Source organism: Gordonia sputi NBRC 100414 (assembly GCF_000248055.1).
Lineage (GTDB): Bacteria > Actinomycetota > Actinomycetes > Mycobacteriales > Mycobacteriaceae > Gordonia > Gordonia sputi.
On record NZ_BAFC01000058.1, the window covers coordinates 1 to 24,049 of the forward strand.

Below are 24,049 nucleotides of genomic sequence, written 5' to 3' on the forward strand. Positions count from 1 at the left end.
AGCCACTCCGCTGATCGAGCTTGTCGAGATCACTACAGCCGCACGGGGTAGCTGTGGTCGGTGATGTTCGGGATGAGCGTCTTCTCGACGAAGATCGCGTGCCAGATCATGAACATCAGGAGCGTCCAGAGGCGTCGGCTGTTCTCGACGGTGCCTGCGCGGTGCTCGTCGAGCATGTCCAGGATCGGCTGCTTGTTCAGCAGGTAGTCGGTCTGCGATTTCTCGATCGTCTCGCGCGCCCAGTCGTACATCTCCGGGCCGGCGAGCCAGTGGCGGATGGGGACGGGGAATCCGAGCTTCTTGCGATGCAGCACGTGCGCCGGGACGATCTGCTCGAGTGCCTTGCGGAGAGCGTATTTGGTGGTGCCATGGCTGATCTTCTCGTCGAACGGCAATGCTTCGGCGACCTTGAAGACCTCGTTGTCCAGGAACGGCACGCGCAGTTCCAGTGAGTTGGCCATCGTCATCTTGTCGGCCTTGACCAGGATGTCGCCGCGCAGCCACGTGTAGAGATCGATGTGCTGCATCCGCGCGACAGGGTCCCAGCCGTCGCTGCGCGCGTAGATGGGTTCGGTGACGTCGGTGTGGGTCCATTCGGGACGGTAGTCGCGCAGCACGGCGCGCAGCCGGGCGTCGTCGAAGCTCCGTGCGTTCCCGTAGTAGCGCTCTTCGAGTGTCAACGATCCGCGATGCAACAGACTCTTTCCGCGGGTGCCCTCGGGGATGCGGTCGGAGACCTTGCCCGCGAGGCGTCGAAGCGTGGAGGGCAGGCGGTCGAAGCCCTTCAGGGAGAGGGGCTCCTTGTAGATGGTGTACCCGCCGAAGAGTTCGTCGGCGCCCTCGCCCGAGAGCACCACCTTGACGTGCTCGCGAGCGGTCTGGGCCACGAAGTACAGCGGGACGAGTGCGGGGTCGGCGACCGGATCGTCGAGGTACCAGATGATCTCCGGGATCGCGGCGATGTACTCCTCGGGGGTGACGGTCCGCACGATGTGCCGGGCCCCAATGGCGGCCGCAGACTCCGCTGCGACGTCGGCCTCCGAATAGCCTTCGCGCTCGAACGCTGCGGTGAAGGTGATCAGATCGGGGTTGTGCTGGATCGCGAGCGCCGCGATGGCCGTCGAATCGATACCGCCGGACAGGAACGATCCGACGGTGACGTCGGCGCGCATGTGCTTGGCGACGGAGTCGGAGAGGACGTCGGCGATCTCGTCGTAGCGCTTCTGACGTGTGGCGTCGGTGAAGGGCCGGACCGAGAACTGCGGGCTGAAGTAGGGGGTGACCGATGGCGCGCTGCCGGGACGCACGGTTGCGTACGAACCGGACTCGAGCCGACGGATCGATGAGTGTAGCGACTCGGGCTCTGGAACGTACTGCAGCACGACGTAGTGCTCGAGTGCGCGCTCGTCGAGGGTGTCGGGAAGGCCGAGGCGCCCGATCAGCTCCAGGAGGCTCTTCTTCTCGCTGCCGAACGCGGTCCCGCCGGGGCCGGTCGCGATGAACATCGGCTTGATGCCGAACGGATCGCGGGCGAGGAACAGCGAGCGTGTCTCTGTGTCCCAGATCGCGAAGGCGAACATCCCGCGAAGGCGTCGGACGGCGTCGGGTCCCCAGTGATGGAAGGCCGCGACGATCGCCTCGCCGTCGCCCTCGGTGCGGAACGTCGCGCCTTCGTCCGCGGCGAGCTGCGCGCGGATCTCGAGGTAGTTGTAGATCTCGCCGTTGAAGACGAGCGCGTACCGGTCGGGGTTCTCCGGCGGTCCCCAGCGCAGTGGCTGATGCGAATGATCGATGTCGATGATCGACAGGCGATTGAAGCCGAGCACGATGTCGGCGTCGTTCCACGTGCCGGGCTCGTCCGGACCGCGGTGGCGCATGCAGTGCGAGGCGTTGGCGACGAGGTCGACGGCACCAGCCGCCGTCTCATCGGAGGTCAGCAGACCGAGCAAGCCACACACCAGTAAAGCCTCTTTCGACGTGGAAAACAGGGGCGGCGATGACGTCACCGCCGCGGTGACGAGTATGCCGTATGCGGGGTCGGGGCGACCTTCCGGATAGGGCTCGCGGGTCGTCGAAACACGCGGTCGGGAGGGCATTACCTGGGCCGGAAAACGATTTCGACGCGCGAAGTCACCCCAACCGAAAAAGTTCCCGCGAGTTGGTCTACGCTGCGTAGTACATGGCGCGAAGGCTGCGCTTCGGTGCCCGCTGCACGGTGACTGTTGCCTGCGGGTTCGATGTCGCCAAGCGTGTCATTGCAGGTCAGGTGGGATGCGACTCGGACGTCTGATCGACGGTTCCGAGCTGGCAGGAAGGCGTGAAATTGGCACACGGTGAACGGCCCCGCGTACGGCGTGCCTCGTCGGCGTCGCGGATGGCCAACCGGGTCGGCCTCAAGCGGGTCGGAGCTGTCGCGGCGCTTGGCGTCGGCGCACTGTTGATGTCGGGTTGCGACGGACGAACCGCGATGCGGTTCGGCTGGCCGCACGGTGTGACCCCCGAGGCCACGGACATGGGCAACCTGTGGAGCTGGTCGGTCATCGCGGCACTCGTGATGGGCATCATCGTCTGGGCCCTGATCTTCTGGACGATCACCTTCCACCGCTACAAGCCGGGTAAGGGCAAGGACGAGTTCCCTCGCCAGACCGCCTACAACGTGCCGCTCGAGCTGGCATATACGGCCATCCCGTTCGTGATCATCGCGGTGCTCTTCTACTTCACCGTCATCGTTCAGACCAACGTCGAGAAGAAGACCGACGATTCGAAGGTCGTCGTCGACGTCACCGCGTTCCAGTGGAACTGGAAGTTCGGCTACCGCGACGTCACGTTCGACGACGGTAGTAAGTACAACGGCTTCGTCCGCGACGGTAACCCGTTCGATCTCGAGACCGCGAACACCCGTCAGATCCACGACGGCGAGACCATCGAGCTTCCGGGCCCCGACGGTGGCCGTAGCAACGACGTGCGTGACTACCTGAAGTTCAACCAGATCGAGACTGTCGGATCGTCGGCGACGATCCCCGTTCTCGTGCTGCCGACGAGCAAGCGGATCGAGTTCGATCTGGCGTCTGCTGACGTCATCCACTCGTTCTGGGTTCCGGAGTTCCTTTTCAAGCGCGACGTCATGCCGTTCCCGAAGCAGAACCACACCGACAACCGCTTCCAGATCTCCTCGATCGACCGTGAAGGTGCATTTGTCGGTCGCTGCGCGGAAATGTGCGGCACGTACCACTCGATGATGAACTTCGAGGTTCGTGCAGTGTCGCCACAGGACTTCGACGCGTACATCAAGTACCGGCAGGAGAACCCCGGCAAGACGAACGCGCAAGCGCTGCAGCACATCTGCCAGCAGCCCGAGTCGGTTGTGACCGTTCCGTTCGATACGCGTCGGGCCACAGACGGGTCCGTCGGAGCGTCCGGTGACGCCGGCAACACGAAGCTTGCGAACTGCACGATCGGAGCACTTCAGTGAAAATCGAAGCGAGACTCTTCGAGCTGCTCACGCTCTTCTTCGCAGGTTGCGGTGTCATCTACACGGTGTTGACCGCACTCACTGAGAACGGCGTCGAGTGGGTCGGTGTCACCGGCATGTTCTTCAGCGCCGGACTGACGTTGATTGCCGGTACCTACTTCCGGTTCGTCTCACGACGCGTCGAGATCCGTCCCGAGGATTACGAGGACGCCGAAATCGAGGACGGCGCAGGCGAACTCGGCTTCTTCAGCCCGGGTTCGTGGTGGCCGATCGTGATCGCCGCGTGCGCAGCCCTGTTTGCCGTCGCATTCGCCACCGGCAACCTCTGGCTCGCGATCTTCGCGGCGGCGTGCATCATCGGTGGTGCTGCCGGAATGGTTTTCGAGTACATCGTCGGACCCGAAAAGCACTGACACACCGACCCATCTCGCATTCCATGACAGCCGCATCCGACCCTCGGGTGCGGCTTTGTCATACCGCCCACCTCGAGCCGGGGCGGATGCCCCAACTGATGCGCCTACTCGACGCGGCGTTCGACGGTGACTTCGACAGCACCGACCTCGACCACGCGCTCGGTGGGATGCACGCACTCATCGTCGACGATTCCGACGAACTCATCGGTCACGCCGCCGTCGTCGCCCGGTCGTTGCTCATCGACGACCAACCACGACGATGCGGTTACGTCGAGGCGGTCGCTGTCGCGCCAACCCATCAACGTCAGGGGCTGGGAGATGCGCTGATGGCAGCCATCGAAGACGTCATCGACAACGCGTACGACCTCGGCGCGCTCGGTGCCTCGGACGCCGGCAGGCATTTGTACGAGTCGCGGGGTTGGACCCCGTGGCTGGGCACGCTCGGTGTGCTCAGCCCGGACGGATGGGCGCCGACCCCCGACGACGAGGGGGCGGTTCTGGTTCGCAACGTCGAGATTTCCTCAACCACCGCCCGGCTCTCCTGCGATTGGAGAGCCGGGGACGTCTGGTGATGCGGCGGTCTGGTGATCCGGCGGTCTCGTGGGTGGTGCGGCCCGCCGCGTAAGGCTCAGTCCTCGTCGACGATGCTGTGGCCGTAGACCTTCAGAGTTCTGTACTCGGCGCGAAAACGCGCGGAGGTGTACGACTCGCCGACCTCGCCGTCGTGGGCGATGGTGGTGGGTTCGTCGGTGGTGAAGGCAAACTCGGGCACCTGCATCTCGTGGTAGAGCTTCGATCGCTGCAGCAGCCCGGTCACGAGGCTCGCCAGTACCCGTAGGGTCGCCAGCCGCTTGCCTGCCTCGAGGAAGCGGACGTCGAGGAGCCCGTCGTCGAGTCTTTCGCGTCGTGCCGGTGCAAACCCTGCCGAGCCGTACATCGACGTTCCGACGAGGAACAGTGATGTCTTGACGGTCTTACCGTCGATGGTGATCTCGACCGGTGTGGAGTGACGGGCGACCTGGAGCATCGCCAGTGCACTGGCAGCACCCTTGCCCACGCGGTGCTCCCACTTGGTCCTGGCGCGTACGTAATGGGGGTAGGCACCGATGCTCCCCGTGTTGAGGATGAGCCGTTCGTCGTTGAGTGTTGCCGCGTCGACGGCGGTCGTGACGCCCGCACTTACCTTGGCGAGCGCTGAATCGACGGTGTCGCACCCGATGTCGCGTGCGAAGTGGTTGAACGTGCCACCGGGGAAGACGGCGAGCGGGAGGTCGGCCGCGTGCGCCGCTGCCGCGACGGTGGCCACCGTGCCGTCGCCGCCGCACACCCCGAGCGCGCTGGCTCGTCGAGCTGCGTCACGCGCGACCGACGCGTAGTCGTCATCTGGCCCGAGTTCGATGATCTCGGCGCCCGGCAGCTCCGCCCGGACGGCCGCAAGCACCTTCTCGCTGTTGCCGTCACCCGACGCCGGGTTACCGAGGACCACCAGTCCCGAACCGTCGACGGGTAGCGGCGCAGCCTCGGTGGTGGGGGTGGGTGTCGCGATGTTGTGCGGGATGATCGGCGGCGCGATCTTGCCACCGAGCGTGGCTACCGCTGCGCCGATCCCGAACCCGATGAACACGTCGCCCGGATAGTGCGCTCCGGTGGCGACGCGGGACAGTCCGACAAGGCCTGCGAGTGCAGACATGACCAGGCCCAGTGGCGGGGACTCGAGCGCCACACCGACGGAAAAGGCTGCGGCACTTGCTGAATGGCCTGACGGCAGAGAGTTCGACGTCGGCTGGTGCGCCGCCCGCCGCACCAGTGGCACGACCGACGGTGAGGGTCGCTTGCGTTGCCGGATCCGTTTTGCGCCCTGGTTGGTGACGAGACTGGACACTGCGAGCGACGCGAGCCCGCGGACCGCTGCTCGCTGCCAGCGAGGGCGCCCGCTGAGTATGAGTCCGGCTCCGATGCCCATCCACAGCTTCGAATAGTCGGCTGCCGCGGTGAGTTTGGGCATCGTCTTATCGAGCAGCGGGCTCGGTGAACGAGCGATCGCCTGGAAGAGGTTGGCGTCGAGTGTGCCGAGCTCCTTCGTCAGCTGATGTAGTTGGTCTTTGTCGCGATGTCCGATGTGTCGCACTCGTGTCATCGTTCAACCGTAGCGGTCGGCGGGGGAGGGGAGTGCTTGTCCCACAACAACACACGGCTGCCGTCGGGAGTGCGACGGCAGCCGTGTGGAGACTGCTGTTTTCGAGAGCTGGTCAGTCGAGCGGGTTGCCGCCCTTGGCCTGCAATTCGCGCAGGGCGTCGATCTCTTCGCGTTCCTGCTCGTGCTCGAACTCGACGTTGCGCTTCTGCTGCTCGGGCGGGTCGGCGACAAGCACCGAACCGGTGCCCGGAGCGCCGGACTGCCCGAGTTTGTTCATTCGTTTCGGAACCGCAGCGCCCTCGTACGGCAACGGGATCGCGTGACCGTGATCGTCGACCGGGCCGAGCGGCTGGTGGATCTCGATGTACTCGCCCTGAGGCAGACGCTTGATGATGCCGGTCTCGATGCCGTGCTCGAGCACCGCGCGGTCGCTGCGCTGCAGGCCGATGGCCCACCGGTACGCGATGAAGTAGGCGATCGGCGGCACGATGATGAGACCGATACGACCCATCCACGTCGTCGCGTTCAGCGAGATGTGGAACTTCAGGGCGATGATGTCGTTCATACAGCTCAACGTCAGGATGATGTAGAACGAGAACGCCATCGCGCCGATAGCCGTGCGCACCGGGGTGTCGCGCGGACGCTGCAGCAGGTTGTGGTGAGCGTCGTCGCCGGTGAACTTCTTCTCGATCCAGGGGTAGGCGAACATCACGACGAACATGAGCGTGATGATCACGACGACCCAGAAGATCGCGGGAATCGTGTAGTGACCCAGGTACAGCTCCCACGCAGGCATCAGACGGGCTAGACCGTCGGTCCACATCATGTAGATGTCGGGCTGAGAACCGGCCGACACGTGTGCGGGGTTGTACGGTCCGATCACCCACACCGGGTTGATCTGGAAGATGCCCGCCATGATCGCGAGAATGCCCGCGGTGAACGCGAACATCGCTCCACCCTTGGCGGCGAACACCGGCAGGATACGGACGCCGACAACGTTCTTCTCAGTGCGTCCCGGGCCGGGGAACTGGGTGTGCTTCTGGTACCACACCAGCGCCAGGTGGGCACCGATCAGAGCGAGGATGATGCCCGGGAACAGCAGGATGTGCAGCACGTAGAGGCGCGGAATGATGATGTCGCCGGGGAACTGTCCACCGAACAGTGCCCAGTGAATCCAGGTACCGACCAGCGGGATTCCCAGCACGATGCCGCTCATCGCGGCGCGAACGCCCGTGCCCGAAAGCAGGTCGTCGGGCAGTGAGTAGCCGAAGAAGCCCTCGAACATCGCCAGGACCAGCAGCAGGCAGCCGATGATCCAGTTGGCCTCACGCGGGCGACGGAACGCGCCGGTGAAGAAGATGCGGGCCATGTGGATGATGATCGATGCCGCGAACAGCAGCGCTGCCCAGTGGTGGATCTGGCGTACGAACAGACCGCCGCGCACCTCGAAGGAGATGTTCAGGGTGGTCTCGTACGCGCGGGTCATCATGACGCCGTTGAGCGGCTGATATGCGCCGTGGTAGGTGACCTCGGACATCGACGGATCGAAGAAGAAGGTCAGGTACACACCGGAGATCAGCAGGATGACGAAGCTGTAGAGCGCGACCTCACCGAGCATGAACGACCAGTGGGTCGGGAACACCTTGTTGATCTGGCGCCGCATACCCGCGGCGAGGTGGTACCGGGAATCGACCTCTTCGGCCTGCTTCGCGAGACGATTGCTCATGACTTGCGCTCCCAGAATGCGGGTCCGACGGGTTCGATGAAGTCGCCTGCGGCAACCATGTACCCCTGATCATTGACCGTCAGCGGCAGTTGCGCCAGTGCACGCGCGGCCGGACCGAACACCGGCTTGGCGTACTCGAGTGCGTTGAACTGCGACTGATGGCACGGGCAGAGGATGCGGTTGGTCCGCTGCTCGTACAGCGAGGTCGGGCAACCGAGGTGGCTGCAGACCTTCGTGTAGGCGAAGTAGTCGCCGTAGTTGAAGCTCTCCTGGCCCTTGCGCTTGATCGCCCGGGCTGCGTCCTCGGGACGCAAGCGGATGAGCATCACGGGGTTGGAGACGTAGCGCAGTCCCCAGAGCAGCTTCTCGCGCGACTCCTCGGTCTCGCCATATCCATCGGAGACGCGCCACGGGAACACGGTCTCCATGCCGCCTGCGTCGAGGTCCTCGGGCCGGACCAGGGCCACCTGGTGCGGGTTGCCGGTATCGCGACGAAGGAAGACGGTCTCGTTGGGCTGCGATTTGGGGTTGTAGATCGGCGACCAACCGGTATGCCACAGGGGAGCGTCCTCGCGCTTGGCCCACGGGTTCTTGATGAATCCACCCAGGCCTGCGACGACGCCGGTCAGCGCGAGCGCACCGAATGCGAAGAGGCCGGAGCCGATCAGCATCTTGCGACGGCCGAGCGTCGACTTCGAGCCCGAGTCGACGAGTTCGGCGACGATGGTCTTCTTGTCGACCTCGGTCGATCCCGGACCGTCGTGACGGTCCTGGACCGCGATCTCGGACGGGATGAACTTCTTCGTGATGAGGACGAGCGCAACGCCGATCGACAGGATCGACAGACCGAACGTCACACCGAGCAACGGTGTGTTGAGGGTGTAGCGCCAGTAGTCGGAGGTCCCCGGCAGCGCGAACTCCCAGTGGTTCCACAGGAAGATCACGAAGCAGGCCAGCGCGGAGATGCCTGCGATGATCAGCCAGACGGCGATCTGGCGTTCTGCGCGCTTCTCGGCCTTCGTGCCCGGCTCAGGAAAGCGCTCACCGCGATGGATGATCTCGACGCCGTCGAGGTTGGTACCGAGCTTGACCAGTTCATCGTTGGTCATCTGGTCAAGCTCATCAGCGGACGGAGTGTCCTTGTCCGTGGTGCTCATGTTCGTGATCCCATCCACATCGCGGCGGCGACGACCGCCACAACTCCGACAAACCACATCACCATGCCCTCACTGACCGGGCCGAAGCCGCCGAGGCTCAGTCCGCCCTGGGGCTTGGATTCGGTGACGTACTTGATGAAGCCGATGATGTCCTTCTTCTCGTCCAGCGAGAGCTGGCGATTGGAGAACTTCGGCATGTTCTGCGGTCCGGTGAGCATCGCCGTGTAGATCTGCTGTTCCTTGACGTGGTCGAGCGTCGGCGCGTACTTACCCGACGACAGCGCACCGCCGCGTCCGGTGAAGTTGTGGCACGACGCGCAGTTCAGACGGAACAGTTCGCTACCGCGGCCGAGGTTGTCGCCGCGCAGCGAGTCCTGTGCGAGGACCGGCAGGACGACTTCCTTCATCGAACCGTCGGCTTGACGCTGCATGACCTTCTCGGTCTTGCGGGTGCCATCCGGATTCTTCTCGAACAGCGGACGCGGACCGCCACCCTGCGACTGGATGTAGGCGCCGAGCTGGTCGATCTGCGCGGTGTCGAACTTCGGTGGCTTGCGCTGGGCCTGAGCCTCGCCACGTGCGGCGGGCATACGGCCGGTGGAAACCTGGAAGTAGACGGCCGCATCGCCTACGCCGATCAGCGAGGGGCCGCGGTCGGCCACACCCTGCAGATTGGCGCCGTGGCAGGTGATGCACGAGCTCTCGTAGAGCTTCTTGCCGTCCTGGATCAGAGCGGCGTCGTTGGTATCTGCGACGGCGACCTGGGGCTTGGGCGACAGCAACGACGCGAGAACGCCTGCCATCATGAGGCCGGCGAGCAGCAGCAGCGCGCCACTGGCGCGGCGGCGCAACTTGCGACGCGAACGAGCCTTCTTCGCGGCGTTCGGCGCCTTGCTCGAGGTAACTGTGTCGACCTGACCGACGTCGGAAGGGCTATCCGACGGTCCCGGTGGAGATGAACTCATCGTGGTCTCTCTACTAGCGGACGGACTTCTCAGCTGTTGGCGAGAACGTGGTTCGGGATGGAACCGTTCTCGCCTCATGTCAGTTATTCGTTGCGATCGGTGTCATCGGATGAAGTGCTCATCGGATGAAGTAGATGGTGACGAACAGGGCGATCCACACGATGTCGACGAAGTGCCAGTAGTAGGACACGACGATCGCAGCAGTCGCCTGGTTCGGAGTGAACTTGGCGAGCTTGGTGCGGACCAACAGGAAGATGAAGGCGACGAGACCGCCGATCACGTGCAAGCCGTGGAAGCCGGTCGCCATGTAGAAGACCGAGCCGTAGGCGCTCGACGAGAGGGTCGTGCCCTCGGCGACCAGGTGGTAGTACTCGTAGGCCTGGCCGCAGACGAAGAAGGCGCCCATCACGAACGTCAGGATGTACCAGCGGCGCAACCCGAAGACGTCGCCGCGCTCGGCGGCGAACACGCCCATCTGACAGGTCACCGACGACAAGATGAGGACGGTGGTGACCGGGATGGCCAGTTTCAGATTCAGTTCGGTGGGCTCCGGCGGCCAACCGGCTGGGCCGGCGTTGGCGCGTGCGACGAAATACATCGCAAAGAGTCCAGCGAAGAACATCAGCTCACTGGACAGCCACACGATCGTGCCGACACTCACCATGTTGGGGCGGTTGAGCGAGTGCACGCGCGAGGTGATGGCTGTTCCCGAGGTACCTACAGCGCTAGTCACAGGTTGAAGTATGACGGTTCGTAGTACGCCCTGACCACTCGGGTCGGATATTCGTGGGAACTATTTCTCTTCCCGCTGGTAGGCGCCGGTCGGAGGTGTCTTTCGGCGTGTCAGGGGTGCCGGTGGACCCAGGGGTCGGCGCCGTGCTTTGCTCGATTCCATGGGTACCTCCGACCACGACGATCCGGAGTCGCGGCGCGACGGCCGACAGTTCGATCTCAACGGTCGGCCGATGGCGCCGCGACGCTGGGAAACGTTGCGGCGCGCGATGATCGGAGGCCGAGCCACGCCGCGCGACGTCCTCACGGTGACCGAGCGCGACGTCGTCGTGGTCGGTGAGTCCGACGACGAGGCAGCGTCGAGCTCATCGATCCTCGAGACTTCGACGCTGCGTCCCGACGCTCAGGCCGTGGTGAGGCATGTCCTGGCGCTGCCGGACCAGAGTGTCGAGGCGGCAGTGGGCCTGGCTGCGCTCGATGAGTACGAGGCGATACCCGTCGACGTTGTCGCCGACCGGTTCGCGATTCCGGCCGGGTTGGCACCGGTGGTTCTTGCGCGCGTCCAGCTCGTCGACGCGCTGCACCTCTCGCAGGAGCGCTCGCGAATGGCGAGCTTGGCGTCGAGGCACGCGGGTGTCGCGGTGGGGTGGCAGATAGTCCAGCGGCGGGGGTGAATCGCACCGCGGGCTTCGCTGCGTGCGCATCGCACGACGCAGGGCGTGACCGCGAGCAGGTCGTGTGCGCAGGTCAACTAAGGTGCATGGGGTGAGCAGCGAGCAGAGCTACACCTGGCCGCAGGTCCTCGGGGCCGTCACCGACGGCATCGACCTGACCGTCGACCAGGCACGATGGGCCATGGACGAGGTCATGACCGATAGCGCGACGTCGGCGCAGATCGCCGCGTTCGGCGTCGGCGTGAAGATGAAGGGCGCTGCGCCGGCAGAACTCGCAGGCCTGTCGCAAGCGATGCTCGACCACGCCACCCTCGTCGACACCGACCGTGCGGCGATCGACATCGTCGGAACGGGAGGCGACCGCTCGCACACCGTCAATATCTCGACGATGACGTCGATCGTCGTCGCCGCTGCAGGCGTGCCGGTGGTCAAGCACGGTAATCGCGCGGCGTCGTCGAAGAGCGGCGGAGCCGACGTGTTGGAGGCCCTGGGCGTGACGATCTCGCTCGGTGCCACCGAGGTTGCCGCGTGCATCGACCAGATCGGCATCGGGTTCTGCTTCGCCCCGGTCTTTCACCCCGCGTTCCGCTTCACCGCTCCCGCACGCCAGCAGATCGGTATCCCGACTGTGTTCAACGTGCTCGGCCCGCTGACGAACCCGGCACAACCGCGTGCGGGATTGATCGGGTGTGCGTTCGACGATCTCGCTCCGGTTCTCGCGCGTGCATTCGCAGAGCGGGGCAGTTCCGTACTCGTGGTGCGTGGCGACGACGGCCTCGACGAACTCACGACGACCACCACGTCGTCGGTGTGGCAGGTCGTCGACGGCACGGTCACCGAACTGACGATCGATCCGCGCGACCTCGGGATCGACTACGTCGACCTCTCGGCGCTGCAGGGCGGAGACGCGACGGTGAACGCCGCCATCGCGCGGGAACTGCTGTCGGGAACGACGGGTCCGGTACGCGACGCGGTGCTCCTCAATGCTGCGGGGGCACTCGTCGCCAACGAGCAGACGTCAGCCACCGACAACGCCGGGCTCACCGCGGCATTCGCGGCGGCAACCGAGCGCGCCGCGGAGTCGATCGATTCGGGCGCTGCCGCGCGGCTGCTCGACCGGTGGGCTCAGGTCAGCGGAGAACTCGCCAACAACTAGGTACCGACTGCCCGGTGTGGGTCACTTCGGTGAGGGTCACTCCTCGCCGATGGAGAAGCCACCCTCAACCGCGCTCGACGAATAGCTGCGGAACGCGATGTGGGTCGCGCTGTGTCGTACTCCCGGTAGCCGATTGATCTTTCCGGTCACGACCTCGGCGATCTGCTCGTGGTCGCGCACGCGGATCTTCGCGATCAGATCGACATCGCCCGCACATGAGTACACCTCTTCGACGCCCGGGATGTCGGCTACGGCCTGTGCCGTTTCGGGGATCTGGTGGACGTCGGCGTCGATCAGGACGATGGCGGTGATCATGCGGGCAAGCGTAGTCGGCCACCATCGGCGCGCGGGCGTGACCGGTGACCCGACGTGCGGATGCCCCGCGCCTCGTGGGCGCTGTGTGACCACTCCAGCCAGCGCTGCGCCGATCCGATGGGGGTGGCGAGCGGGTCGCTGGCGTCGACGATGCGCGTGGCGGGGTCGGACACCCAGCGATAGAGCAGACCTGCCTCCTCCGGCGAGGCGCCCCGAAGCGGGGTGTCGTCTGGCAGCACTGTCTCGGCCGCCGAGACCAGCGCCGCGACCACCGGCATCGGTGCGTGTCCCCGAGGAGCGGTGCCCGCCGCAGCGAGGCGTCCGTGCCGAATGACCGCCAACTCCCAGCCGCCTGCGCCGTCTGAGCGTGCGACGACCAGCTCGGTGATCGCGCAGAGGGAACTCAGACGCTGACTCCGTGCGAGTTGATCGATGGTTGCGGCCATCCGGTCCCTGTGGCGCGCGGCGGTCTCGTACATCTGTGCTCCCGCGACCACGTCGAGCCGGTGTGAGAGCCGCGTGAGGATGGTGTCGGATCGTCCGAGTAGTAGGTCGACGACGGATGTGACCGCGGGTAGGTAGTCGGGAAGCGTCTGGGGGCGTGTCGAGGCGGCGGCACATCCACCGACGACCTGACCGCCGTCGTCGGGGAGTCGACACCAATGATGGCTGGCGGTCGCGCCGAGACGGGTTGTGCAGGTGCGTAACCCTGCGGCGTGAGCGATGAGGTCGGCGATCGCGGTCGCCGTGGTGCGCTTACCGATCGGCCCGATGCCCACTTCTCCCGGGGTGCGGGCGACGCGCAGCCGCGCGAACCGCTCATTGCTCAGCGTCACCCACCAGCCGCGGTGGGGTTGTGTCGAGCGTCGGTTGTACGCGGGGGCGTGCGCGGCGAGCAATCGGAGCTCGCGAACTCCTGCCTCGAGCGCGTGCGCGCACTCGACGTGATCGACGCGTTCGGCGAGCATCACCATCTCGCCGATCCTGCGTCGGGGATCGGCTCCCGAGAAATAGGACCTCACACGTCGACGGAGATCCGATGCGGTGCCGACGTAGAGGACCTCGTCGCTTGGCCCGCGGAACAGGTAGACGCCCGGGCGCGCGGGGATGCGGTCGGCAAGGTGCCGCTTCGCGCGCAGTCGGGGATCGGTGCGGGGCAGGTAGCGGGTGAGCTCGCGATAGCTCTGCACGCCCTGATTCCCGACGCGCTCGAGCAGATGGTGAAAGACCTCGACGGTCGCGCGGGCGTCGTCGAGGGCGCGGTGCGTGGGGCGGACTGTGACGTCGAACAGATCGGCCAGGGCGGACAGGCGCACCGTCGGCGCCTCGTCGCGTCCGAGGATGCGTCGGGCCATGGTGACCGTGCACAGTGTTGCGCTGAACGGCCACTGCAGGTGTAGGCGCAGGGCGTTCTGCCGCAGGAACGACATGTCGAACCGGGCGTTGTGGGCGACGAGAATCGATCCGCGCGCGAATTCGATGAATGACGGCAAGACCTCGTCGATACGCGGCGCGTCGTAGACCATCGCCTCGGTGATCCCGGTCAGCGCCACGATCTGCGGAGGAATAGGTAGTCCCGGATCGACGAGGGTCGCGAACTCGCCGAGTACCTCACCGCCGCGGATCTTCACCGCGCCGATCTCGGTGATGCGGTCGTTCGTGGCACTTCCGCCGGTGGTCTCGAGGTCGACCACGACGAGCGTGGTGTCGAACAGGGACCGATCGGAGAACTCGTCGTCGAGAGCGTTCTCGACATCGGAGCCCTCGAGGTCGGAGCTCGCGAGGTCAGAGAACGAGAGCTGGTCACCAAAGGACGTCACGTCGCGAACAATAGTTCGAACCACCGACACCGATGGTTCGTTGCTGGTGAGACAGGTGTTCCGGATGTTGCGACTTGCCCTGGGCCGCCTGTAGGCGCGACATCTGCTCGACGCGGTCGACCGGACTTGTCGGTGGGGGTGCCTAGTCTCCCCGTCAGAAGGAGTCAGTGGTGCGCGACGCCGGCGGGAGGAGGGGAAGCCTCCCGACGACATGCGCATCCCCGAGGATTTCACCCCACTGAGACGGAGATCACATCATGGACATCGATTGCAGCACCTGCCCCGGTCGCGACCACGCATGCGACGGCTGTGTGATGACAGTGCTTTTCGGCCCGCTGAACAGCCAGGATGCCGCCGCTGGCGTACGGCGCGGATGGCCGAGAGAGGCCCGAGATAACGACGCCGAGATCCATGCCGCCATCGATACATTCACGCATGCTGCAATGGCCTCCAACGCCGATGCACGATCTGCAAGAGCAACCATCTGTGCAGTTCAAGCGGCCAATTCGTCGTCTGGATCGCCGACATTGCGTGCTGGCTGAGGTGCGGCCGTCGAACACGCTGTTTGTCGGTTAGTGGACAGACACGCATCCGGTTTCGTAACCTTTCCGAGACCTTTGCGAAGCGTCCCGCTCCAACAGGAGAGGTTCGCGGGGGTCACCGCTCAATCGCCAAGGCTATGAGTCTTGGCGTACCGGGGAACCACTCATTTTTTCGGAGCTTTCCGAATGGGGGTGAATCGCGCTCTCGATCCGGGTGTTCGCACTCGAATCGCATGCGTGTAGGGCCATTTCTTCCGGCCCGAACCCGACAGCTAACCCGGTCGGCGGTAGAGGGAGAACAAAAGGAGAACACCCTTCGTGGCCAAACATCGTTTGGAACAGCCCGACCGCGGCAAGGTCGCAAAGAAGGCGGTAATCGCCGGGTCGATCACGTTCGGCTCACTTGCCGCTGCCGCAGGTCCCGCTCTGGCCGCGCCGGTCACCGTGCCCAATGTCGGCGCGTTCGAGCTTCCCGGCGTCGACACCAAGCAGATTCCGGCACAGTTCCAGCAGCAGAAGGCGCCGGTCGTCAAGAAGCAGGACGTCGCGAAGGCGCCCGACGCCACGGTCGAGATCCCCAACGTCGGCAAGTTCACGCTTCCGGGCATCAGCGACAACCAGATCCCACAGCAACTGCGCCCGCGCGGCGGAGCTCCGCTGCTCGCACCGACGCAGACCGCCGGTGAGAAGGCTGTGCGCGCTGCCGAGACCAAGATCGGCTCGCCCTACTCTTACGGTGCTTCGGGCCCCAATGCCTTCGATTGCTCGGGCCTCACCAGCTGGGCATTCCGTCAGGCGGGTCTGACGATTCCGCGCGACAGCTACGGACAGCTCGGCGGCGGCACCGCGGTTGCCTCCCTCGCCGACGCGAAGCCGGGCGACATCCTGGTGTTCAACGGTGGCGGACACGTTGGCCTCTACATCGGCAACGGACAGTTCATCCACGCATCGACCTACGGCGTCCCCGTGAAGAAGGACGTCGTGAAGAATTGGAGTTTGGTCGGTATCCGTCGCTACTGAGCGGCGAGATCGATCGAGTTCGTGAGGTCGGGCAGATCACGCAGGAACGCGTGATCTGCCCGACTCGCAGTCGCTGCCCGCGACGCTCACGTTAGGGTGGAGCGCGGCGTTCGGGTCTCCTCTGTGGAGACCGGAGGCTGCTGGCGGTGAGGGGAGTGAACACAGAAGTGGTTGCGGGATCGCAGGCAATGGCGCATCGATCGCGAGCGGCATACGTCATTGTCGTGACAGCGGTGATCATCGCTGTCGCACAAGTCTTTTCGATGGCGACAGCAGGTCCGTCGAACGCGGAACCGACTCGCACACCCGATCAGCTCCTCGCCCAGTACAAGAAACTGAGTACCGACGCCGAGAAGTCGTCGGAGGCGATGCACAACGCTCAGATCGAGTACGACAAGCAGCGCGGCATCGTCACTGCAGCTCGTAAAGACTCGACCGAGGCCCAGAAGAGTCTCGAGACCTCGCGCAAAACGCTCAGCTCGTATCAGAAGCGCGTCGACACGATCGTCCGCGCCAGCTACAAGGGTGCGCGGGTCAACCGGCTCTACGCGGTGTTGGTCAGCGACTCGCCACAGTCATTGCTCGACCAGATGTCTGGCCTCGAGGTGATCTCCCGCCAGGCGTCGGCCGATCTCAAGGGGCTCAAGAAGGCTCGAGCCCAGATGGCTGCGGCGAAGGCGAAGTCCGACCGCACCGCCGCGGAGGCGACGACTGCCGTCTCCGCTGCCGAGCGTGTGCGCGGCGACCTCCAGGCCAAGCAGGCAAACCTGCAGCTGCAGGCGGTCCAGGTGCGTGCCGTGTACGAGTCGATGACCGGCAAGCAACTCGGCGCACTTCGCGGCCCCAAGTTCGACTTCGACCCCCGCGCGGTGCCGAAGGGAACGTCCGCCGCGCTCGCTGCCGTGCAGGCTGCGCTCACCCGCATCGGAGATCCCTACGTCTGGGGCGCCACCGGACCCGACTCCTTCGACTGCTCCGGTTTGATGGTGTGGGCCTACCAGCAGGCGGGTAAAACGCTTCCGCGCTCGAGCGAGGCACAGATGGGCTCCGGAACGGCCGTCGACCGCGGCAATCTTCAGCCCGGCGACCTGATCATCTACTACCCGGATGCCCACCACGTCGGCATGTACGTCGGCGACGGCTACGTGATCCATGCGTCGACGTTCGGCGTGCCCGTCAAGGTGGTGCCGATCGACCAGGCCGGGCCGTACGCGGCCGCGCGGCGATACGCCTGATGTGCGGACAGCGTGCACGCTGAGACCTCGGCTGCGCGCGTCGCGTGTGTGATCCTCGCTGCCGCGACACTCGCAGCGGGTATGTCGGCCTGTTCGTCGGATAGTCAACCGCAGCAAGCGACGTCGTCGTCGGTCACGACGACGACCACGAATCCCAACATCTACCTGCAGGAGCGCTCGGAGGGTGTCGCGCGACTCCTCGACGACCTCACCCTGGCCCTGACGGATGGGGATCGGGCTCGCCTCGACGGACTCCTCGACTCCTCGACGTCTCCGACGTTCCGCGATTCCCTGAACGTCGCGGCCCATAATCTCTCCGGAACAGGCACCTCCACACCTACCTCGGCCGCAGCGTCGCAGCCGTCGACAAACCCCCGGTCAGCAAACCCCCAGTCGCCGTCCTCACAGTCGCAGCCTTCGCCGACCACGGTGCCCGCGCGTGGAACCGCTCTGAAGCTCAAGGAGTTCGGCTACCAGCTCGCGTCGACGCAGGGTACGGAGGTCCAGATGCCCGCAGAGGTTGCCGCCCGACTCGAAGCGCAGGGCAGTACCGACTCGTGGGTCGCGCCGGTGCAGTTGCGTTATGCGCTCGGCGGTGCCGGCACGCCGGGCGTCGACGAGCCGACGGTCACGCTGGATCGCGAGCTTGTGGTGGCGCGATACGGGGACAGCTGGAAACTGGTCGGCGACGCAACGCTTCTCGGCGACGACGCCCCGGCAACCCAGCTCTGGAACCTGCCGGGTCTCGAGGCCACGGACGTGCTCACCGGGGGAGGGCCGTCGGCAGTGGTGTCGTATCCGGGTACCGACGTCACCGTGGATCGGACGCGACGCTCGCTGCGTCAGGCGGTATCGGCCGTCACCGCGTTCTGGGGTTCGGAGTGGCCGCGCCGAGCCGTCGTCGTCGCAACGGCGACACCGGAGGAGTTCTCCGCGATCGCACACAGTTCTGCGACCGACACCTCCGCCGCCGCGGCGGCCACCGTGTTCGATCGAGTCGACGGTGACACGGTGATCGGTCAGCGCGTCGTGCTCGCTCCGTCCGCCAACGACCTACCCGCCCCGGCTCTCGCCGTGGTCTTGCGGCACGAGCTCACGCACGTCGCGACGCGTTCAGTGACTGCAAAGGATGCGCCGCTGTGGATCACCGAGGGTGTTGCCGAATACGTCGGCCGTAAGGGAACCTACGTGCGTCTCGACGACGCCGCCCCGGATCTCGCCGCGCAGGTGCGCGCGGGGCAGAGTCCCGATGCGCTGCCGTCGGACGAGAATTTCGGTGTGGCGACCGACAAGTCGGCTCTGGCGTACCAGTCCGCGTGGGCGCTCGCAGCCTACGTCGCCGACCGCTACGGTGAAACACGTCTGAAGGCCCTCTATCGCGGGGTGGCGGCGTCGGGAGACGTCGGCCGACAAGACAACGCGATCGCGACTGCTCTCGGTGTCGATCGCAACCGTCTGATCGCCGACTGGCGCAGATGGCTCGCGGAACAGGTTCCGGGATAAGGAGTACGGTCCGTGCGTCGAACCCTGTTGGTGACCAACGACTTTCCGCCGCGGGCCGGTGGAATCCAGTCGTATCTGCAGAATCTCATCGACAGATTGCCGCCAGAAGACGTCGTCGTCTATGCGCCCCGATGGAAGGGCAGCGTGGAATTCGATGCGCGACAACCGTATCGCGTCTACCGGCACCGAACGACGTTGATGCTGCCCACGCCATTCGTCGCGCGTCGCGCCGCCGAGATCATCCGCAGTGAGGGCATCGAGACCGTGTGGTTCGGTGCTGCGGCACCGCTCGCGGTGATGGCTCCCGCGATGCGTAGGGCGGGCGCGGAGCGCGTCATCGCCAGCACTCATGGCCACGAGGTGGGGTGGTCGATGCTGCCCGTTGCCCGACAAGTGCTGCGCCACATCGGAAATCACACCGACGCGATCACCTACGTCAGTAAGTACACCAGGGATCGCTTCGCTTCGGCCTTCGGGCGCGCTGCCTCACTCGAGTACCTTCCGCCCGGCGTCGACACCGATCGTTTCGCGCCGAATCCTGTTGCCCGCGAAGAGGTTCGCGCACGGTTGGGACTCGGCGATGCTCCGACCATCCTGTGTCTGTCGCGGTTGGTGCCACGCAAGGGGCAGGACATGCTCATCCGTGCCCTGCCGTTGATCCGCAAAGAGATGCCCGACGTCGTGCTGGTCATCGTCGGTGGTGGGCCATACGCCGACACACTGCACCGCCTCGCCCGCGAGGAGGGCGTGGCTGATCACGTGATCTTCACCGGTTCTGTTCCGGCAGAAGAACTTCCGGACTACCACAACATCGCCGACGTCTTCGCCATGCCTGCGCGCACACGCGGCGGCGGTCTCGACGTCGAGGGATTCGGAATCGTCTACCTCGAGGCGTCGGCGACGGGTGTGCCCGTCATCGCGGGACGCTCCGGTGGTGCTCCGGAGACCGTCGTCGAGGGTGAGACGGGCACTGTTGTCGACGGCCGCGACGTCCCGGCGATCGCGTTGGCAGCACTGGCGATGCTCGCCGATCGTTCGGCGGCTGCCGCGATGGGCGCCACCGGGCGCGTTGTCGCGCAGGACAGGTGGCAGTGGCGACATATGGCAGCGCGCCTACAGCAACTGCTGTAGGCGCGCCTGCGTGATCTCGGCGGCTGTACGCCGCTACTTGGAGTAGAGCGCGTCGATGTCGTCGGAGAACTTGTCGACGACCACGTTGCGCTTCACCTTCAGGGTCGGGGTCATCTCGCCGGTCTCCTCGGAGAAGTCGGACGGCAGGATGCGGAACTTCTTGATCGCCTCTGCGTGTGAGACCGTCTTGTTCGCCTCGTCAACTGCCGCTTGGACCTCGCCGCGCAGCTTGGGATCGTTCATGAGGGAGGCGACGTCGGCGTCGGCCGGCAGACCCATCCGCTCCTTCCATCCCGGGAAGGCCTCGGGGTCGATCGTGATGAGCGCCGAGATGAACGGCTTCTGATCGCCGACGACAACCGCCTGCGACACCAGCGGGGCCGAGCGCAACACATCCTCGAGACCCGACGGCGAGACGTTCTTGCCGCCCGCGGTGACGATGAGTTCCTTCTTGCGGCCGGTGATGGTGATGAAGCCCTCGGAATCGATGGTGCCGAGGTCGCCGGTGTGGAACCAGCCGTCTTCGAGTGCCTGAGCCGTGGCTTCCGGGTTGTTCCAATAACCGTGGAAGACCACGCCGCCGCTCAGCAGCACCTCGCCGTCCTCGCCGAGGCGAACGGCGTTGCCCGCCACAGGTTTTCCGACGGTACCGATCTTGAATTCACCCGGGGTGTTCACGCTGAAGGCCGCAGTGGTCTCGGTCAGTCCGTATCCCTCGTACACCGGGATACCGATTCCGTTGAAGAAGTGCCCGAGCATCGCACCGAGGGGCGCGCCACCGGAGATGGCGAGCTCGCACTGCCCACCCAGCGCCGAGCGCAGCTTGCTGTAGACGAGGCGGTCGAACACTGCGTGCTTGACCTTGAGGAGCAGTGGGACGCTGCCCTGCTCCGACTTCACCGAGTACTCGATGGCAGTGGCGCTCGCGGCGTCGAAGATCTTGCCCTTGCCGCCGTCGGCAGCCGACTGACGGGCGGAGTTGTACACCTTCTCGAAGACGCGGGGGACCGAGAGGATCAGCGACGGCCTGAACTGGCCGAACGTGGCGACGATGTTCTTGGTGTCGCCGGTGAAACCGACCTCGACCCGGGCCTCGATCGCGACGAGGGTGATCGCGTGTGCCAGAACGTGCGCGAGAGGCAAGAACATCAGCAGTCGCTTGCCCGGGGCGAGCAGGGTGCTCAGGTTGCCCTGCAGCACACCTCGGATCTCCGAGAGCATGTTGGAGTGCGTCAGCTCGCACCCCTTGGGGCGGCCGGTGGTTCCCGAGGTGTAGATCAGCGTCGCAGGGTCGGAAGCCTTGAGAGCTGCACGGCGCTTGGCGATCTCGTCGTCCGAGACATCCTTGCCCGCCTCGATGAGGAGTTCGACGGCACCGGGGCCGGCCTTCGGATCGATCTGGAATACCTGGACGGCTGTGGGCAGATCGCCGACAGCCTCGAACTCTGCACGATGTCCGTCGTCCTCGACGATGATGGCGGAGGCGCCGGAATCCCGCATGATCCAGTCGATCTGGCCTGACGATGACGAGTCGTAGATCGGAACGGTTGTCGCGCCCGCGCACCAGATCGCGAAATCCACCAGGATCCACTCGAGCCGCGTGCGTGACAGGACCGCGACGCGGTCACCGGGCGCCACACCGGAGGCGATCAGTCCCTTGGCTATTGCCGTGATCTGCTTGGCGGCGTCGTCTGCCCGCACCGGAAGCCACTCGCCGCCTTCTTCGCGTCGAAAGATCGTCGAGGCGGGAGTGCGCTCGGCGAGACCGAACAAGATGTCAGTACAGTTCTCGTCCTCCTCGATCGTGAAATCGGCGGGGACGCTGTACTCGTTCAACGCAGCACTCATTCGTATCGACGACCTTTCGCCATCGTTGGCAATTGACACTCGTCGCCAATCGTATCCCCGGACTTTTCACGACCCACAACCGCGCCGGAGTTGCGTGACGTGTGAGGGGTCTATCCGCTCGCGTCGGGAGTATGTGAAGCTAAGAGGCGTGACGAGCATTCAAGTGGCGGATGAGACATTCGTCGCTGCGGCGCCCGCGCTGGTGGCAGCCGTGGTGGGTGATCGCGGACGATGGCGATCCTGGTGGCCCGATCTGCGCATGGACGTGGCCGAGGATCGGGGTGCCGCGGGTATGCGTTGGCGGGTCGACGGTCCGGTGAGAGGAACGATGGAGTTCTGGTGCGAGCCGGTACTCGACGGGTTCGTGCTGCACTATTTCCTGCATGCAGAACCCGCCGGTGATCCGACAGGAGTCGACGTGGCAGCGCTCAACCATCGTTACCGCGTGATCGGGAAGCGGGTGACATTCGAGATCAAGGATCGTCTCGAATCAGGTCGCGCCCCAGGCGATCCCGCGATCAGTGAAAGTGTGGCGAGCTGATGGCCGACCATACCGAGCGTTCGATCGTCATCAACGCCGACGCCGCAGAGGTGATGGCTGTCATCTCCGACTTCGAGCACTACCCGGAGTGGGTCACCGCCGCGCGGGAGGTCGAGGTCACCGAACGCGACTCGGCCGGCAGGGCGTCGCAGGTGCGCTTCCTCCTCGATGCGGGCGTACTCCAGGACACCTACGTGCTGCGCTACACGTGGGGCGCAGACGGTGATGAGGTCTCGTGGGTGCTGGTGTCGAGTGATCTGCAGAAGGACCAGCGCGGGCGGTACGTGCTCAGCCGACAGGTGCCCGGTTCGACCAAGGTCACCTACGAGTTGATGGTCGACCTGCAGGTTCCGATGATCGGTCAGCTCAAGCGACGTGCCGAGAAGGCCATCACCGACGCAGCACTCAACGATCTCAAGAAGAGGGTCGAAGGCTGATCGACCTGACGCCCATTCACATCGTCTTCGGTCCGGGGGGATCCGGGGTAAGCGCGATCGCGGCCGCGGGCGCGGTCAGCCGACCCCGGACACGGAGACCAGCGGTGCGTTCACCGCTGGCCGCAGATCGGCACACGCTCCTGATCACGGTCGACCGCTGCTCGCCGGTTCCCGACGTGCTCGGTGTGTTCCGGTCACCCAACGAGGTCGTCGCGGTGTCGGCACATCTGCACCTCCTCTGCCTCGAACGACTCACGTCGGCGACGACGTCGTGGGCGCTGTTCGCCGAACTCCTCGCCGACACCGTGCGACGCTCCAAGATCTCGTTGCCGTTCGTCGACACCCTCGCCGGAATCGACCAGGCGGAGGTGACATCGCTGCCCGGCGTCGAGGATGCGTTGTTGCTGCGGCGGATTCGTGACGAGGCGGTCAGCGGTCAGTGGCAGCGCATCGTCGTCGACCTGTCCGGGGCAGGCGACCCGTATGAGTTGCTCGACGCACCGTCGAAGCTCAGGCACATGCTCGACCGTTTGTGGCCGAGGCACCGCAGGCTCGCGGCCGCGGCCGACCGTCCTGCGGTCGCGCAACTGACCACCGCGGTCGACACCATCGACCGCGACTGCGCCGACGTCGCAGAACTACTGCGTGACGCCGACACCACCGCAGCGCATCTCGTGGTCGGGAGCGGGTATCGCGGAGCGCGGTCGTTACCGCATCAGCTCGCGTCCGTCGACCTGCTCGGACTTCCGCTGCGCACCATCTTTCTCGACGACGCCACCGCCGAATCGGGGCGTCGGGAGCTGGCGACCGACGAGATCGACAGCGTGCCCGGCGTCGAGATCCGTGGTGTCACGGCGCTCGACGCGCCACTCGACCGGCCTGCACGTCTGAAGAAGCTCGGGGTGACGCTGCTCGCGCCGTCGGGTCGCGCGCGCGGCTCGTCGGCGCTGTCGGTGGTCGGCGACGCCGCAGACGGTCTCCACACCACGTACGAATTGTCTTGGCCGCAAACGCTTCCCGACCCCGGTCGGTTCATGCTCGGACGCTCGGGCGACGACCTGCTCGTCACCGTCGACGGTCTGCGTCACTGCCTGCCGTTGCCGTCGGTGTTGCGGCGGTGCGTCGTCGACGATGCCGACTGGGATGGTGAACAGGTGCATATCCGGTTCCGTCCCGACCCGGCGGTATGGCCTCGACGGTGAGGTTGCGGGTACCGTTTCCGTGC

21 protein-coding genes and 1 riboswitch are annotated in these 24,049 nt (G+C 65.4%); of the genes, 12 read left to right on the forward strand and 9 right to left on the reverse strand.

What is annotated here, in order from left to right:
• Positions 1-32 precede the first annotated feature (32 nt).
• On the reverse strand, positions 33-1,958 hold the full coding sequence (gene asnB / locus GOSPT_RS09325) for an asparagine synthase (glutamine-hydrolyzing) (RefSeq protein ID WP_005205515.1): 1,926 nt from the start codon (positions 1,956-1,958) through the stop codon (positions 33-35).
• 416 nt (positions 1,959-2,374) lie between these two features.
• On the opposite strand from asnB, the gene ctaC reads away from it, so the two are divergent.
• From ctaC to GOSPT_RS09340, 3 genes are read left to right on the forward strand one after another with little or no spacing between them, the layout of a single operon-like run.
• Positions 2,375-3,472, forward strand: coding sequence for an aa3-type cytochrome oxidase subunit II (gene ctaC, locus GOSPT_RS09330; RefSeq protein WP_005205517.1), 1,098 nt, complete (start codon positions 2,375-2,377; stop codon positions 3,470-3,472).
• The gene (locus GOSPT_RS09335) at positions 3,469-3,885 is read left to right on the forward strand and encodes a cytochrome c oxidase subunit 4 (protein ID WP_005205519.1); all 417 of its coding nucleotides are present in this window, start codon (positions 3,469-3,471) and stop codon (positions 3,883-3,885) included. The genes ctaC and GOSPT_RS09335 overlap by 4 nt, the downstream gene beginning before the upstream one ends.
• 23 nt (positions 3,886-3,908) lie before the next feature.
• Positions 3,909-4,457, forward strand: coding sequence for a GNAT family N-acetyltransferase (locus GOSPT_RS09340; protein ID WP_005205522.1), 549 nt, complete (start codon positions 3,909-3,911; stop codon positions 4,455-4,457).
• Positions 4,458-4,513: 56 nt separating this feature from the next.
• On the opposite strand, the gene GOSPT_RS09345 is transcribed toward GOSPT_RS09340, so the two are convergent.
• The 5 genes from GOSPT_RS09345 to ctaE form a co-directional block, all read right to left on the reverse strand.
• Complete coding sequence (locus GOSPT_RS09345) at positions 4,514-6,022, reverse strand: bifunctional phosphatase PAP2/diacylglycerol kinase family protein (RefSeq protein ID WP_005205523.1); 1,509 nt, start codon at positions 6,020-6,022, stop codon at positions 4,514-4,516.
• Between the two features lie 112 nt (positions 6,023-6,134).
• Positions 6,135-7,748: a cytochrome bc1 complex cytochrome b subunit gene (qcrB, locus tag GOSPT_RS09350; RefSeq protein WP_005205525.1), complete on the reverse strand. Its 1,614-nt coding sequence runs from the start codon at positions 7,746-7,748 to the stop codon at positions 6,135-6,137.
• The gene (gene qcrA / locus GOSPT_RS09355; RefSeq protein WP_005205527.1) at positions 7,745-8,905 is read right to left on the reverse strand and encodes a cytochrome bc1 complex Rieske iron-sulfur subunit; all 1,161 of its coding nucleotides are present in this window, start codon (positions 8,903-8,905) and stop codon (positions 7,745-7,747) included. The genes qcrB and qcrA overlap by 4 nt, the downstream gene beginning before the upstream one ends.
• A complete protein-coding gene (gene qcrC, locus GOSPT_RS09360) occupies positions 8,902-9,870 on the reverse strand; it encodes a cytochrome bc1 complex diheme cytochrome c subunit (RefSeq protein ID WP_005205528.1) in 969 nt (322 codons plus the stop codon). Before qcrC ends, qcrA begins: the two co-directional genes overlap by 4 nt.
• Positions 9,871-9,988: 118 nt before the next feature.
• A complete protein-coding gene (gene ctaE / locus GOSPT_RS09365; protein WP_174273044.1) occupies positions 9,989-10,603 on the reverse strand; it encodes an aa3-type cytochrome oxidase subunit III in 615 nt (204 codons plus the stop codon).
• A gap of 160 nt (positions 10,604-10,763) precedes the next feature.
• Between ctaE and GOSPT_RS09370 the strand changes: the two genes are divergently transcribed.
• Both GOSPT_RS09370 and trpD read left to right on the forward strand, forming a co-directional pair.
• Positions 10,764-11,276, forward strand: coding sequence for a hypothetical protein (locus GOSPT_RS09370; RefSeq protein WP_051993801.1), 513 nt, complete (start codon positions 10,764-10,766; stop codon positions 11,274-11,276).
• 91 nt (positions 11,277-11,367) lie between these two features.
• Positions 11,368-12,432, forward strand: coding sequence for an anthranilate phosphoribosyltransferase (gene trpD, locus GOSPT_RS09375; protein WP_039855421.1), 1,065 nt, complete (start codon positions 11,368-11,370; stop codon positions 12,430-12,432).
• 36 nt (positions 12,433-12,468) lie between these two features.
• Here trpD and GOSPT_RS09380 read toward each other — a convergent pair whose 3' ends face one another.
• Both GOSPT_RS09380 and GOSPT_RS09385 read right to left on the reverse strand, forming a co-directional pair.
• Entirely contained in the window at positions 12,469-12,747 is a 279-nt protein-coding gene (locus GOSPT_RS09380) for an Lrp/AsnC family transcriptional regulator (RefSeq protein ID WP_005176218.1), read from the reverse strand.
• On the reverse strand, positions 12,744-14,567 hold the full coding sequence (locus tag GOSPT_RS09385) for a DEDD exonuclease domain-containing protein (RefSeq protein ID WP_051993803.1): 1,824 nt from the start codon (positions 14,565-14,567) through the stop codon (positions 12,744-12,746). The genes GOSPT_RS09380 and GOSPT_RS09385 overlap by 4 nt, the downstream gene beginning before the upstream one ends.
• 659 nt (positions 14,568-15,226) lie before the next feature.
• A riboswitch (cyclic di-AMP (ydaO/yuaA leader) is annotated at positions 15,227-15,411 on the forward strand.
• Positions 15,412-15,427: 16 nt separating this feature from the next.
• On the opposite strand from GOSPT_RS09385, the gene GOSPT_RS09390 reads away from it, so the two are divergent.
• From GOSPT_RS09390 to GOSPT_RS09405, 4 genes are all read left to right on the forward strand, one after another.
• A complete protein-coding gene (locus GOSPT_RS09390; RefSeq protein ID WP_005205547.1) occupies positions 15,428-16,129 on the forward strand; it encodes a C40 family peptidase in 702 nt (233 codons plus the stop codon).
• A gap of 263 nt (positions 16,130-16,392) precedes the next feature.
• Positions 16,393-17,364 carry a C40 family peptidase gene (locus GOSPT_RS09395; RefSeq protein ID WP_245548701.1) on the forward strand — a complete coding sequence of 324 codons (972 nt, stop codon included), beginning with the start codon at positions 16,393-16,395 and terminating at the stop codon, positions 17,362-17,364.
• Between the two features lie 12 nt (positions 17,365-17,376).
• The gene (locus GOSPT_RS09400; RefSeq protein WP_005205551.1) at positions 17,377-18,867 is read left to right on the forward strand and encodes a peptidase MA family metallohydrolase; all 1,491 of its coding nucleotides are present in this window, start codon (positions 17,377-17,379) and stop codon (positions 18,865-18,867) included.
• 12 nt (positions 18,868-18,879) lie between these two features.
• A complete protein-coding gene (locus tag GOSPT_RS09405) occupies positions 18,880-19,998 on the forward strand; it encodes a glycosyltransferase family 4 protein (RefSeq protein ID WP_005205552.1) in 1,119 nt (372 codons plus the stop codon).
• Between the two features lie 33 nt (positions 19,999-20,031).
• Here the strand turns inward: GOSPT_RS09405 and GOSPT_RS09410 are convergent, their stop codons facing one another.
• Positions 20,032-21,846, reverse strand: a complete 1,815-nt coding sequence (locus GOSPT_RS09410) for an AMP-dependent synthetase/ligase (RefSeq protein WP_005205553.1) — start codon at positions 21,844-21,846, stop codon at positions 20,032-20,034.
• Between the two features lie 148 nt (positions 21,847-21,994).
• Here GOSPT_RS09410 and GOSPT_RS09415 point away from each other — a divergent pair, with 148 nt between their 5' ends.
• The 3 genes from GOSPT_RS09415 to GOSPT_RS09425 are packed head-to-tail and all read left to right on the forward strand — an operon-like array spanning position 21,995 to position 24,026.
• A complete protein-coding gene (locus GOSPT_RS09415) occupies positions 21,995-22,387 on the forward strand; it encodes a hypothetical protein (protein ID WP_039855428.1) in 393 nt (130 codons plus the stop codon).
• On the forward strand, positions 22,387-22,824 hold the full coding sequence (locus GOSPT_RS09420; protein WP_005205555.1) for an SRPBCC family protein: 438 nt from the start codon (positions 22,387-22,389) through the stop codon (positions 22,822-22,824). Before GOSPT_RS09415 ends, GOSPT_RS09420 begins: the two co-directional genes overlap by 1 nt.
• 20 nt (positions 22,825-22,844) lie before the next feature.
• A complete protein-coding gene (locus tag GOSPT_RS09425) occupies positions 22,845-24,026 on the forward strand; it encodes an ArsA-related P-loop ATPase (RefSeq protein WP_039855431.1) in 1,182 nt (393 codons plus the stop codon).
• The last annotated feature ends 23 nt before the right edge of the window (positions 24,027-24,049 follow it).

What these genes read in the sequence shown, in the direction of transcription:
- GOSPT_RS09395 (WP_245548701.1), top strand. Translation starts at nt 16,393, where the DNA reads ATGGCGACAGCAGGTCCGTCGAACGCGGAACCGACTCGCACACCCGAT.
- GOSPT_RS09340 (WP_005205522.1), top strand. Translation starts at nt 3,909, where the DNA reads ATGACAGCCGCATCCGACCCTCGGGTGCGGCTTTGTCATACCGCCCAC.
- qcrB (WP_005205525.1), bottom strand. Translation starts at nt 7,748, where the DNA reads ATGAGCAATCGTCTCGCGAAGCAGGCCGAAGAGGTCGATTCCCGGTAC.
- GOSPT_RS09370 (WP_051993801.1), top strand. Translation starts at nt 10,764, where the DNA reads ATGGGTACCTCCGACCACGACGATCCGGAGTCGCGGCGCGACGGCCGA.
- GOSPT_RS09410 (WP_005205553.1), bottom strand. Translation starts at nt 21,846, where the DNA reads ATGAGTGCTGCGTTGAACGAGTACAGCGTCCCCGCCGATTTCACGATC.
- GOSPT_RS09380 (WP_005176218.1), bottom strand. Translation starts at nt 12,747, where the DNA reads ATGATCACCGCCATCGTCCTGATCGACGCCGACGTCCACCAGATCCCC.
- ctaC (WP_005205517.1), top strand. Translation starts at nt 2,375, where the DNA reads ATGGCCAACCGGGTCGGCCTCAAGCGGGTCGGAGCTGTCGCGGCGCTT.
- qcrA (WP_005205527.1), bottom strand. Translation starts at nt 8,905, where the DNA reads ATGAGCACCACGGACAAGGACACTCCGTCCGCTGATGAGCTTGACCAG.
- GOSPT_RS09420 (WP_005205555.1), top strand. Translation starts at nt 22,387, where the DNA reads ATGGCCGACCATACCGAGCGTTCGATCGTCATCAACGCCGACGCCGCA.
- GOSPT_RS09345 (WP_005205523.1), bottom strand. Translation starts at nt 6,022, where the DNA reads ATGACACGAGTGCGACACATCGGACATCGCGACAAAGACCAACTACAT.
- qcrC (WP_005205528.1), bottom strand. Translation starts at nt 9,870, where the DNA reads ATGAGTTCATCTCCACCGGGACCGTCGGATAGCCCTTCCGACGTCGGT.